This is a genomic window from Marichromatium bheemlicum (genome assembly GCF_012276755.1).
Taxonomy (GTDB): domain Bacteria; phylum Pseudomonadota; class Gammaproteobacteria; order Chromatiales; family Chromatiaceae; genus Marichromatium; species Marichromatium bheemlicum.
Genome location: NZ_JAAXKX010000034.1, coordinates 17056 through 28769, shown reverse-complemented (window position 1 = coordinate 28769; position 11714 = coordinate 17056). Strand labels below are relative to the sequence as shown.

General features: G+C 67.3%; 9 protein-coding genes. 7 read left to right on the top strand and 2 right to left on the bottom strand.

Features of this window, described 5'->3' with window-relative positions:
• Positions 1–5: 5 nt before the first annotated feature.
• Positions 6–1511, bottom strand: coding sequence for a dynamin family protein (locus tag HF203_RS15600; protein WP_168671016.1), 1506 nt, complete (start codon positions 1509–1511; stop codon positions 6–8).
• A gap of 454 nt (positions 1512–1965) precedes the next feature.
• On the opposite strand from HF203_RS15600, the gene HF203_RS15595 reads away from it, so the two are divergent.
• The 7 genes from HF203_RS15595 (at position 1966) to HF203_RS15565 (ending at position 10776) form a co-directional block, all read left to right on the top strand.
• On the top strand, positions 1966–3114 hold the full coding sequence (locus HF203_RS15595) for an efflux RND transporter periplasmic adaptor subunit (protein ID WP_246221813.1): 1149 nt from the start codon (positions 1966–1968) through the stop codon (positions 3112–3114).
• Between the two features lie 143 nt (positions 3115–3257).
• Positions 3258–7085, top strand: coding sequence for an efflux RND transporter permease subunit (locus HF203_RS15590; protein WP_168671014.1), 3828 nt, complete (start codon positions 3258–3260; stop codon positions 7083–7085).
• Positions 7086–7177: 92 nt separating this feature from the next.
• Positions 7178–7636, top strand: coding sequence for a hypothetical protein (locus HF203_RS15585; protein ID WP_168671013.1), 459 nt, complete (start codon positions 7178–7180; stop codon positions 7634–7636).
• Positions 7637–7688: 52 nt separating this feature from the next.
• Positions 7689–8453, top strand: a complete 765-nt coding sequence (locus tag HF203_RS15580; RefSeq protein WP_168671012.1) for a LolA-like protein — start codon at positions 7689–7691, stop codon at positions 8451–8453.
• Between the two features lie 82 nt (positions 8454–8535).
• Complete coding sequence (locus HF203_RS15575; RefSeq protein ID WP_168671011.1) at positions 8536–9165, top strand: nucleotide-binding protein; 630 nt, start codon at positions 8536–8538, stop codon at positions 9163–9165.
• 155 nt (positions 9166–9320) lie between these two features.
• A complete protein-coding gene (locus HF203_RS15570) occupies positions 9321–9851 on the top strand; it encodes a hypothetical protein (RefSeq protein WP_168671010.1) in 531 nt (176 codons plus the stop codon).
• Positions 9852–9864: 13 nt separating this feature from the next.
• On the top strand, positions 9865–10776 hold the full coding sequence (locus HF203_RS15565; protein WP_343043940.1) for a 5'-nucleotidase: 912 nt from the start codon (positions 9865–9867) through the stop codon (positions 10774–10776).
• A gap of 7 nt (positions 10777–10783) precedes the next feature.
• Here HF203_RS15565 and HF203_RS15560 read toward each other — a convergent pair whose 3' ends face one another.
• The gene (locus tag HF203_RS15560; protein ID WP_168671008.1) at positions 10784–11551 is read right to left on the bottom strand and encodes a hypothetical protein; all 768 of its coding nucleotides are present in this window, start codon (positions 11549–11551) and stop codon (positions 10784–10786) included.
• Positions 11552–11714: the final 163 nt, after the last annotated feature.

The following is an 11714-nucleotide window of genomic DNA, read 5'->3' as shown; positions in this document are numbered from 1 at the left end:
GCGGATCAGGCCGAGGCCGAGTCGGTCTCCGTCGCGGACTGTGCCCGGCGGGGTTTGTCGGGTAGTCCGCGAGGGTTGGTGAAGCGTTCGTTGAGGGTCTGGATGTAGTTCTCGCAGTTCTGCAGCACCTCGTCGAGGGTATTGCGGCTCTTGCGGCCCCAACCGCTCGGCGTGCCCGAGAGTACGCTGCGCCAGAAGCGGGTATTGCGCTGGAAGGCGCCGATCACATCGCCCGGCGGGTTGTGCTTGTCGACCTGTTTGCGCAGCCACGGCATCACGCTCAGCGCCGCCAGTCGACGGATGGTGAAGTGGCCGCCGATCAACAAGACCGCCAGCACCCCTTCGAGCCCCCACAGCCCCCAGGAAACGGTGGTGAAGAGGTCGAGCCATTGCGGGTCGTAGACCAGTCCGTGCCAGTGCCCGGCCTGCAGGCTCCAGGCCATGAAGGCACTGCCGAGCAGCACCACGAGGATGGTCTCGGTGATCAGGGTGCGGCGGCGCCAGCGCCGCTTGGCCTGCTGCAACAGCGCCATCGAGCCCTCGGAGAAATCGGTGGCGGTCTTGCGTAGTGCGGCGACGATGCGATAGGCGCGCTCGATCTCGACGCGCTCCATGCGCAGATAGATCTCGGCGAGATCCTCGTCGCGCTTCTTCTCGAAGCGCGCCCGGCGGTGCTCGTCGGGGATGCTGGTAGCCGCATCCGGGCTGTAGATGGTGTAGAACCGCCCGGCGGTGAGCCCGGCCTCGCCGAGCGCGCGCAGCCAGGCGGCGACTACATCCTCCGGATTGTCCTCGCCGGCGGCCGAGTCCATTTGGTTGAGGATGTAGAGGAACTTGCCCGAATCGGGGCGGTTAATGGTGTCGCGCACCAGGTGCCTGAGGGTGTCGCGCATCGCCCCGGGTTCGGGGTGACGGGCATCGAACATCACCAGCACCAGGTCGGAGAGGTCGATCATGTGATCGGTCAGGCGCAGGATGGTGGTGCGCTGGGCGTCGGCGTCGAAGCCCGGGGAGTCGATCAGGATCTTGCCGCGCAGTCGATCGCTGTGGCAGGTCTTGAGCTGCAGGTAGGTGTCGATCCGGCTGCTGTCGCCGTCGTCCTGGGTGTCGTCGACATGGGCGATGTCACGCGACATCTGATAGAAGGGGAAGCGTGGGTCGGAGTCGAGCGAAACCCCGGGCAAGGAGTGGCTGATCGGGTCGGCGCTATAGACGACGACGGTGAAACGGTCGTCGACGGCCTGGTTGCCGGTACGCTGCAGCTTCTCGCCGAGATAGTGGTTGATGAAGGTCGACTTGCCCGCCGAAAAGGTCCCGAGCACCGAGATCAGTGGCCACCAGGGGATCTGGCTGGAGAAGGTCTGATTGGCCTGGAGGATGCCAGTGGCATAGGCGACCTCGTCGATCGCCCGAAAGCTCTGCACGGCACTGAGCAGGACCGGGTTCTCCTGCTCGAGGTGGGACTCCAGTTCCTTCAGGCGCTGCTGCACAGCGTCAGCGGTAGACGGCATGGATTGGGTTCCTCTCTGCGATGGTCCGTGCGCTCGTCGCTTGCGGGCGTGCATCGGCTTGGCGTCCGTCACGGACGCCAAGCCGATCGAGGCCACCTGCGGTTCCCGGCGCGCGATGGCCCGCGATGTTACAACGAACCTCGACGGCAGCGATAGTCGGCGCCTCGGGCGCTGCCGCGCACCCGTGTCGCGGCCGCCGAGCGGGTTGAATGTGGCGCGGCGACCCAGGCATACTGGGCAACTGCGCCGTCCGGAGCACAGGGATGCGGCACCTGGCATGTCTCGCAGTACCCGGCCGAAGAGTGCCTGGTCCATGCATATGAAGACGGACGCGCGCCGGGCTCAAAGACCCTCCCTCCCGACGGTGTCCGAGTTCCGCTCCGAACCGCAATCGCGCCCTTCGGGCATCCGACTCAACACACAGCGTTTGGTGTGCGATCCGATGGCAATACAGATGAGAAAGGCCGCAGCCGTGTGGCTGTTCGCCCTCGCCCTGGCGGGTGTCGCGTCGGCGGCGCCCGGGCCGGGTGGTCCGGACGAGACCTTCGTCGTCCAGCAGGCGCAGGGCACGCCGACGGTCTCCATTGGTGGGACCGTGGTCCCCTACAAGGAGGTGATGCTCGCCGCCCAACTTCCCGGGCGAGTGACCTTCATCGCCGGGCGCGAGGGCGATGCCTTCGACGATGCCGACCTGCTGGTGGCCATCGGCGACGCCGAGTTGTTGGCCAAGCGCCGCGCGCTGCTCGCGCAGATGGCCAGCGCCGACGCCCAGCTGCGCAACGCTGGGGTGCAGTACACCCGCGAGATCTTCTCGCCGCAGTCGCGCTCGGTGCCCGGCGGCATGGGGCTCCCCAATCTGTTCGATCAGATGTTCACCCGCCCGGTCGAGTCGTTCATCGGCGAGCGTGATCGCGGCGCCGAGCGCTCGGCCGATCTGTTCGCCTCTGGGGTGCAGATCCAGGAGGCGCAGAACCTGATGCTGCGCCTGCAGGCCGAGCTGCAGGCGCTCGATGCCAAGATCCGCGATGCCCGCGGCATCGCCCCGTTCGACGGGGTGATCGTGAAGAAGTTCGTCGAGGTCGGCGATACCGTGCAGCCGGGTCAGCCGCTGCTCAACTATGCCGACATCGAGTACCTCCAGGTCGAGGTTGACGTCCCGGCGCGACTGCGCACGGGGCTGCGCGAGGGGATGATGCTGCAGGCCGAGATCGATCCCTCCGATCGGCGTGTGCCGGTGCGGGTGGCGCAGATCTTCCCCATGGCCGACCCCCAGCGCCATACCATCAAGGTCAAGTTCGACCTCCCGCAAGGCGTCTCCGAACCGGGGATGTATGCCAAGGTGCGGGTGCCCGATCTCAATGCCCCGGCCCGCGCCAACCCGGTCATCCCGCGTTCGGCGGTGCGTTACAACGGCAGCCTGCCCGGGGTCTATGTGCTCGACGCCGAGGGCGCGCCCAAGCTGCGTCTGATCCGTGTCGGTGAGGCGCTCGAGGGCGGCTTCGTCACCGTGCTCAGTGGGCTGCGCCCGGGTGAGCGGGTGCTCGCCAACCCCGCCCCCGGGGTCAGCGCTGGCTGGTCGAGGGGCGAGGGCGCCGAGCGCTGAGCAAGCAAGTAGTCGCGGCCAGCGCCTGGCCCGCGACCTGGTGTGACGCCTGACCCGTCGTTGCGCCGCAGGGAGCCGACGCCCGTCTCGGGTGTCCGACGATCGCCGCCACGCCGCGCTGGCGCGTACAAGCTGGATTCGACATGAGCCAAGACGTAACCCCCATGACCTCGGATCAAGACGCGCGTCTCGCCGACGACGCGCACCTCGGCATCGCCGGGCGGACCGCCCGTTTCTTCATCCGTTCACCGCTCTCGCCGCTGTTCTACGCGGCGATGCTGATGATGGGCCTGCTCGGGTTGATGATGACCCCGCGCCAGGAGGACCCGCAGATCTCGGTGCCCATGATCGACATCATGGTGCAGTATCCGGGCGCCTCGGCGCAGCAGGTGGCCAACCTCGCCACCCAGCCGTTGGAGCGACTGATCAGCGAGATCCCCGGGGTCAAGCACGTCTATTCGGTCTCGCGCCGCGGCGAGGGGCTGGTGACCGTCGAGTTCGACGTCGGTGAGGCGATGGGTGCCTCGCTGGTCAAGGTCAACGACAAGCTCGCCTCCAACATGGACCTGATCCCGCCAGGGGTGTTGCCGCCCCTGGTCAAGAGCAAGGGCATCGACGACGTGCCCATCGTCACCCTGACGCTGTGGTCCAAGGACCTCGACGGCGACGGCGCCCCGGATGTCGATGATGGTCAGTTGCGCCTGCTCGCCCAGGACCTGCTGCAGGCGCTCAAGCAGGTCGAGGACACCGGCAACGCCTTCATCGTCGGTGGCCGGCGTGAACAGGTCACCATCGATGTCTCGCCCGAACGGCTCTCGGGCTACCGCATCAGTCTCGATCAGGTGGCGCAGACGCTCAGGAGCGCCAACGCCGAGACCGTTGCCGGCGACGTCGAGTCGCGCGGCGCGCACTTCACCGTCACCACTGGTGCCTTCCTCACCGGGGTCGAGGACATCAGTCGCCTGGTGGTCGGCACCTACAACGACATCCCGGTCTACATGCACGACGTGGCCGAGATCCGGCTCGGTCCCGAGGACGCCAACCAGCTCGTCACCTATTACACGGGGCCGGCCGCCGAGATCGAGACCCAGGCCGACGGTCGTCCCGCCGTCACCCTCGCCATCGCCAAGAAGGAGCTGACCAACGGGGTGACCGTGGCCGATGCCATCCTCGAGCGGGTCGAGGAGCTGCGCGGCTCGCGTATCCCCGACAACGTCGAGGTCAGCGTCACCCGCAACTACGGCGAGTCGGCCAACCAGAAGGTCTCGGAGCTGATCTGGAAGTTGATCAAGGCCACCCTGTTCGTGGTGGTGCTGGTGCTGGTGGCCTTCCGCGCGGTGCGTCCGGCGCTGGTGGTGATGCTGGTGATCCCGGTGGTGTTGTTCATGACGGTGTTCATCGCCTGGGTGGGCGAGTTCACCATCGATCGGGTGAGCCTGTTCGCGCTGATCTTCTCCATCGGCATCCTCGTCGATGACGCGATCGTGGTGGTCGAGAACATCTATCGGCGCTGGCTGGCCGAGGGGCGCACCGACGAGGCCACGGCGGTCGACGCGGTGCGCGAGGTCGGCAACCCGACCATCCTCGCCACCTTCACGGTGATCGCGGCGCTGCTGCCGATGGGCTTCGTCAGCGGCATGATGGGGCCCTACATGGCGCCGATCCCGGTGCTCGGTTCGGTGGCGATGTTCGTCTCGTTGTTCGCCGCTTTCGTCTTCACCCCCTATCTGGCCATCTCCAAGTGGCTGCGTCCGTCGATGGCGTATCTGGATGCCGCCGAGCGGCGTGAGCATCGCGACGCCGAGCGGCTCGAGCGCTTCTTCCGCCGCGTGCTCACGCCGCTGATGGAGAGTCGCGCCAAGCGTCGTCTGTTCCGGCTGTCGCTGTGGGCGGCCTTCCTCTTCACCTGCTCCTTCTTCTACTTCCAGTGGGTGGCGGTGAAGATGATGCCGCTCGACAACAAGCCCGAGTTCTCGGTGGTGATCGACATGCCCGAGGGCACGGCGCTGCCGGTGACGGCGAACCTCGCCCACCGGCTCGCCGAGCAGCTGCGTACCCTGCCCGAGGTGACCGCGATCCAGCTCTATGCCGGTACCGCGCGCCCGTTCGACTTCAACGGTATGGTGCGCCACTACTACCTGCGCGACGAACCCTGGCAGGGCGAGCTGCAGGTGCAGCTCACCGACAAGTACGAGCGTGATCGCAGTAGCCACCAGATCGCGGTCGCCGCGCGCGAGCTGATCACCGAGATGGCGCACCAGGCCGGGGCGCGGGTCGCGGTGGTGGAGATGCCGCCGGGACCGCCGGTGCTGCAGTCGGTGGTTGCCGAGATCTACGGGCCGACCGCCGAATCGCGCCGCGAGTTCGCGCGTGACGTCACCGCCTTCTTCGAACAGGCGCCGAGTGCGCGCGACGTCGACAACTATCTGCGTGACGATTTCGACTACTGGCGCTTCGAGGTCGACACCGAGAAGGCGGTGCGGCGTGGCATCTCGGTCGATACCATCAACCGCAACCTCGAGATGGCCCTCGGTGGTACCACCATCGGCGACATCAAGCAGCAGGCCGGGCGCCAGAGCGGGCACGAGCCGACCCGGATCGTCATCCAGGTGCCGCTGGCCGAGCGCTCCGAGATCGAGCGCCTGGGCGATCTGCCGATCCGCTCCAGTCAGGGCTTCACGGTGCCGCTGAGTGAACTCGGGCGCTTCGTGCTGACCGCCGAGGACGATCTGATCTATCACAAGGACCTGCGCCCGGTCGAATACGTCGTCGCCGATGTCGGCGGCCGGCTGGCCGCGCCGGTCTATGCCATGTTCCAGGTCCAGGACCTGATGGCCGAGCAGGACTATGTCGCCCCTGACGGTTCCCGGCCGGCCGGCGGCGACGGCCATGGTGATGCCTTCTACTGGCTCGGTGCGCCGTCTGGCGACGGGCGGATGGCCTGGCAGTGGGCCGGGGAGTGGACGGTCACCTTCGAGACCTTCCGCGACATGGGTGCGGCCTTCGCCGTTGCCCTGGTGCTGATCTATATCTTGGTGGTGTGGGAGTTCGGCAACTTCCGTATCCCATTGGTGATCATGGCGCCGATCCCGCTGACCCTGCTTGGCATCATCCCCACCCACGCGCTGGTGTTCGCCCTGGGGATGGGCGGCGAGTTCACCGCCACCTCGATGATCGGCTGGATCGCCCTGGCCGGGATCATCGTGCGCAATTCCATCCTGCTGGTCGACTTCGCCCTGCACGAGATCCAGAAGGGCGTGCCGGTGGCCGAGGCGATGATCCGCGCCTGCAAGATCCGCACACGTCCGATCCTGATCACCGCACTGGCGCTGGTCGCCGGCTCCAGCGTGATCATCACCGACCCGATCTTCCAGGGCATGGCGATCTCGCTGCTCTCGGGGGTGGTGGTCTCGACCCTGCTCACCCTGATCGTGATCCCGCTCGGCTGTGTCGCCGCCAGCGATGCCATGTGCGAGGTCGCGGCGGCGAACGCACCGCCCGGGGTGCGGGTGCCCTGTCTCGCCGCGCGCGAAGAGGCCGCCGAGGCCGCGGCGCGCTCGCGTCCCGATGCCGCGTCAGGCTCGGCACGGCTGCGCCGGATCGTCGCCCAGGTCGGCGAGATCCTGGTAATGGTGTTCTATGCGGTGCGCGCGATCTTCGTGCTGCTGTTCGAGGCGCTCAAGGGGATGATCGCGCGTCGTCAGGAAGGGCGTCAGCGCCGTCGTCCTGGCACGCCGTCAGCACCGACGGCGCGGGGCGCCTCGGCCGCGCCCCGGCCCGAGCCCGAGCCCGAGCCCGAGCCCGAGCCTGACACCGACACCGCCGCGCCCACTGCGCCGTCGACCGAGTCTGCGCGAGCGCCGGAACATGCAACGCCGCCTGCGGCCCCTCGCAAGGGGGCACAGAAGCGGACGGCACGGCGCGGGATCCGGCTCAAGGACGAGGGGCAGCCCCCCTCGGGTGATGCGTGAGCAAAGCAATCCTGGGCACTCGCCGCGCCAAATCATCAAGGTCGCGGCAGTATTCCGGCGAGGTCACCCCTGGCCTGGAGGCATGGGGGCTGATGCGCCAGCTCGGGGGGCTTGCCCTGATGGGCGTGGCCCTGGCGGTGTCCCCGGTGCTGGCCGAACCGGCGTGGCCGGAGCCCTCCAGGGCGGTGGTCTCGCCCTATCAGCAGGGCTTTGAGCAGGCGCCAGAGTCGTCGCTCACGCCGCCGCGCTGGGAGAGGCCGATGGGTACGGATATCGGGCGCGAGACCGACTATCGTTTCCGTCCCTGGGACCGTGCGGCGGATCCCGCCGACTCGGCCTCGGGCTATCGTTTTCGCCAACCCACGGTCCGGGCGGAGACCCCCTGGGTGATGTCGGATGAGGGTATGCGCTATCGGTTCCGGCCATTGAGTGAGCGCGAGCGGGGGCGTCTCGGTGACCGGCACGATGGCCGCTGGCGTCCGTCCCGCGTGCCGAACGACGCAGGGCCGCCTGCGCCGTTGGGTTGGCCCATGCCCGGGCCGGATCGTTGAGCGCGCCGGTGTTGTCGATATCGTCCCACCCCTGATCAGGAGGAGCTGAGTCATGCGCTTGAAACAATGGATGCAGACGGCCGCCGTCCTCGGCGTCGGTCTGGCCGCGATGGCCCAAGGGGCCTCGGCGGCGACCCCGTTCTCCGCCGAGATGGTCAGCCGTGCTCCGGACGGTCAGGTGAGCACGGGGCGGATGTATGTCGGTGATGGTCGGATGCGCGTGGAGATGGCGCGCGAGGGCCGTGAGATGGTGCGTATCGTCGATCGCGAGCAGGGCCGCGAGTGGCTGCTGTTGCCGGCGCAACGTGTCTACATGGAGCGCAGCCTCCCGCCGCAGGCGACCGACGACCCGCTGCCGGCGCCCTCGGCCGAGCGCAACCCCTGCGCCGGGCTGCCGGGGATGAACTGCCGGCGTGCCGGTGAGGAGAGCGTCGGCGGTCGCGCGGCGGTGAAGTGGGAGATGGCGATCAGTCGCGATGGCCAGACCCTCACCGGCGCGCAGTGGCTCGACGTCGAACGCGGATTGCCGCTGAAGTACGAGATGCCCGATGGCCGGCGTATGGAGCTGCAGCTGGTCGGCGAGGAGCGTCTCGATGGGCGTCAGGTCGAGAAGTGGGAGGTGAGCACCAGCGCACCGAACCAGCAGCCGACCCGGACCTTCCAGTGGTTCGACCCCGAGCTGGGGTTGGCGGTGCGTGAGGAGTTCCCCGGCGGTTATGTGCGTGAACTCGATGCCATCCGTGTCGGCCCGCAGCCCGATCACCTGTTCAGTGTGCCTGCAGGTTACACGCTGACTCAGCCGCAGCAGCAACGCTAAGCAAGAGGCGGGGCGCCGCCGGTTGCGGCGGCGCTGCGTGTTTCGGTTCTCTCAGGGAGCAGTCGTTGAGGAGTCGTACAACATGATCAGCATCGTCGGCAGTCTCAAGGGTGGTTCGGGTAAGAGCACCGTGACCTTCAACCTCGCCGTGTGGTTGGCCATGGCCAAACAGCGGGTGCGGCTGATCGACGCCGACCCCCAAGCCACCCTCGGCGATGTGCTCGAGGTGCGCCAGGAAGAGGGTTTCGAGCCCGTCCTCACGGTCGAGCCACTGAGCGCACTCGACGACCCCGCGCTGGGCGAGGCCGATGAGGTGCTGATCGACGTCGGCACCGCCGACATGGCGGCGATGCGTCGGGCGCTGACGGTCTGTGACCGGGTGTTGGTGCCGGTTCAGCCGTCGCAGGCCGATATCTGGTCGGCGCAGCGTTATATCCGCCTGATCGCCGAGGCCGGGTTCTCCACCTCCCCCGAGATCCTCGGTTTCATCAATCGCGGCGATACCCATCATGCGGTGCGTGAGACCGCCGAGGCGGCCGCTGCGCTGGTCGCGCTCCCGGGGATCGATTTCATCCGCCAGCGTCTATCGCAGCGCACCTTGTTCCGGCGCTCCTTCAGCGAGGGCCTGGCGGTGTTCGAATTGGAGCCCCGGGGCAAGGGCGCGCACGAGTTTCTGGCCCTGGCCGCAGCGCTCTATCCGCACCTGGTCTGAGCGCTAGATCGTCGTTCTGCAAGGGATTTTGCGGTCTTCACGAGAGTCTCTTGCCTTGCTCGCCCCGACATTTCTGTTAATCTCGAAGACCAGCGTCTCGAGCCGGCCGTCCGGCCCTGGCCGGTAGACCACCACAGCGAGCAGTACGTCTCATCATGGCCGATCATCAGAACCCAGCGGGCGAGGAGGGGGCGCGAGGTCGCGCTGGCAGCGAGACCATCGACGAGGTCGCCGCCGAGTCACACCTCAACGCCTATGCCATCGAGCGCCTCTCGCAGGCCTTCGAGACCAGCGCCAAGCGCTGGGAGTTGATCGTCTACCCGACCCTGTTCGCCTTCATCATCCTCGCCGCCTACGGCTTCTATCTGGTCTTCAGTCTCGCCAAGGACGTGCACTATCTGGCAATCAGCGTCGACACCAACATGACGGTACTTGCCAGCAACATGCAGTCGATCTCGGACAACATGGGACAGATGACCGCGACTATGCGCAACATGGGGGTTGGTGTCGACTCGCTTGCCCATGACGTCAACACCCTCGAGCCGATGCTCGAGAGCCTGCGTTCGATGGACCGGGCGATGCAGCACATGACCTACTCGACCTCGTCGATGCGCAACGACATGGCGGTGATGAACCAGAGCATCAGCCGACCGATGCAGTTCATGAACTGGTTCATGCCCTGGTAGCGTGGAGGAACGGGTGGCGGCGAGCGTCGACGAGGTGCGGTTGGTGGTGGCGATCTCCTCGCGCGCCCTATTCGATCTCAGCGCCTCGCACCGGGTCTACGAGGAGCAGGGCGTGGATGCCTACCATGCCTATCAGATCGCCCACGAGCAGGAGATCCTCGAACCCGGCGTGGCCTTCCCGCTGGTGCGCAAGCTGATGAGCCTCAATACCCTGCTCGGTGAGCGTGGCCGGGTGGAGGTGATCCTGCTCTCGCGCAACAGCTCGGATACTGGGCTGCGGGTGTTGACCTCGGCCCATCACCACGGGCTCGATATCGAGCGCGCCGCCTTTACCGGGGGCGAGAGTCCCTACCGCTATGTCGCCGCCTTCGGCGCCCATCTCTTCCTCTCGGCCGATCCCACCGATGTGCGTCTGGCGCTCGACGCCGGCTGCGCCGCCGCGACCGTGCTGCCAAGCAGCGCACCCGCGCACGGTGATGACGACACCCAGCTGCGTATCGCCTTCGACGGGGATGCGGTGCTGTTCTCCGACGAGGCCGAGCGGCTCTATCGTCAGCAGGGATTGGCGGTGTTCAACGCCAGTGAGTCGGCCGCCGCCCACGACCCGCTGCCGGGGGGACCCTTCAAAGGCTTCCTGATCGCGCTCCATCGGCTGCAGCGGCTGTTCGCGGCCGATGCCGCACCGCTGCGTACCGCCCTGGTGACCTCGCGTGGCGCGCCCTCGCACGAACGGGTGATCCGTACCCTGCGTGCTTGGGGAATCCGTCTCGATGAGTCGCTGTTCCTCGGTGGGCTCGGCAAGTCCCCCTTCCTCGAGGCCTTCGACGCCGATATCTTCTTCGACGACCAGGCGGTGCACTGTGAGGCGGCGCGGTTGCGGGTGGCCACCGGACATGTGCCCCACGGGGTGGCCAACGGCGACTGAGCCGGTCTCAGCCTGGGGTGCGTGCTCGCCAGGGACGGAGCGCGAGCAGCCCGAGCCCGATCAGCAGCCAGGGCGCAGGTGTGGGGACGCTGCTCGCGGGTGCGGCGAGGGTGGAGAAGGTGCTGAGGCGGGCGATGGGCGCTGGCGGCGGTGTGGTGTCGGGGAACTGGCCGAGCAGCTTGGCCGAGCCGATGGCGTCGAAGGCACCGCCGGCGATGCTCTGCACCCGCAGCCCGAGCCGCTGACCCGCTACTGCCTCGCTGCTCAGCCCTGGTAGTTGCAGGTCGAAGGTGCGCTGCGCCTGGAAACCGTCGCGACCACCATTGAGCCCGAGCACCAGGCCGATATCAAAGGCCGTCGCCACGCCGCCTCCACCATTGAGGTTGTTGTTGCCACCGAGGCTGGCGACCGCGTCGTCCTCGAACCAGGCGCCGAGTACGCCGCCGTCGGGGAACAGCTGGTCGATGTCGTCGTCGCGGGTAGCGGTCGCGCCGCGGTGATCGGCGTTGCTGAACCCGGGCAACAGACCGGGGTCGGCGAGATCGAGCCAGAGCGCGAGTACATCGGACTGGGTGAGGCCCGGGTTGATCGGGGTGCTGGTGTCGATGGCGATGCGGATGCGCCCGGCGTCGATATCGCTGACCCGCACCTCGGCGAAGAAGCCACCGCCATTGGTGAAGTCCTCGATTCGGGTGGTGATGGTCCCGGCGCTGCTCGGTGCGATGCCGCTGAGCAGTAAGGGCAGTGCGAGCAGTAGAGTGGGGGAGCGGATCATCTCTGCGACCTCCGGCAGGGCCGTGCGTGATTGGAGGCGGCGTCGCTCGACGCGCCAGGGTGTTGTCGGGGCATCATCAGATATCGATGAGGCATGAACGAGGCCAATCTTTATCTCTCTGTTTTTGAAGGGGATGATTGGGTCGTTGCGCCTTACTGACAAT